The sequence below is a fragment of the Endozoicomonas atrinae genome (genome assembly GCF_001647025.1).
GTDB lineage: Bacteria > Pseudomonadota > Gammaproteobacteria > Pseudomonadales > Endozoicomonadaceae > Endozoicomonas > Endozoicomonas atrinae.
The window spans coordinates 1-885 of sequence record NZ_LUKQ02000644.1 but is presented as its reverse complement, the minus strand read 5'-3'; the positions used below and the strand labels follow the sequence as shown (position 1 = coordinate 885).

Sequence of the window (885 nt, the reverse complement as noted above, 5' to 3'; positions counted from 1 at the left end):
CCGGTCACCTTGCCACAGCACCTGATGGAAGCCTACACCCACGAAGGCGAAAGCTGCTATGAGCCGTTCAACGGTTCCGGCACCAGCCTGATCGCCGCCCAGAACAGTGGACGACGGATGCATTCAATGGAGCTTGCCCCCGAGTATTGCGACGTGGCTCTGGAACGGTTCAGGCGCAAATTTCCAGAAGTAGAGATAACCCACCAGCAGACGGGGCAAAGTCTGCAAGCCATGATTGACCAACGAGCAGAGGAAAACCTATGAGTAATACAGCAATCAAAGAAACGCAAAGCATCGAGAACCTCGAGCAGGCAGAGCTGATGATTCGCAGAGCGGGCATCGTCAAAGAAGAAAAAGTCGAAGGCACGAAACTATTGGATATCTGCGGGTTTAATTACGGCAGGATTAATGATGGATGCCGCAAACAGATCGCCCGTCATAAGTTCAAAAAAGGGGTAGATTTTAGCTGTGACCAACAGGTCACACCTTCAGGACAAAAAACCAATATCTATTACTTTTCCATTAACGCCGCTAACCATGTCCTTCTATCAGCTATGACTCCAGAAGGAAAAAAAGCACGACAGGAAGCGATTGATTCAAAGATGGAGCAGCTGGAATTTAAGCAGACCAACATCAGTAAGACCACCAACCAGCACGCCATCATAGACCAGGTGGAGAACATCGCTGCCGTTTATCATTCCATGAAGACCCTTTCTGAATCCATAGAGCCCGATGGAAATATAAGACAGATGGCAGCAACGGCAACCGAGAAGCTGACAGGATATGACGTTATGGATCTTTTAGGCTTGTCTGCCAATTTGCAGGAAATGAAACCAAAGGCAGCACAGCAAATAAACATAACTGAAACAACCCCAATCAATCAGC

The 885-nt window shown here is 48.1% G+C and carries 2 protein-coding genes; both read left to right on the top strand.

All coding sequences use genetic code 11. The features are described from left to right. The coding region (locus tag AK963_RS29755) for a DNA methyltransferase (protein WP_139117809.1) at positions 1–264 on the top strand (264 nt) is incomplete at its 5' end. After that, a partial coding sequence (locus tag AK963_RS29750; RefSeq protein ID WP_139117808.1) for a hypothetical protein occupies positions 261–885 on the top strand: 625 nt, incomplete at its 3' end. The genes AK963_RS29755 and AK963_RS29750, both read left to right, overlap by 4 nt.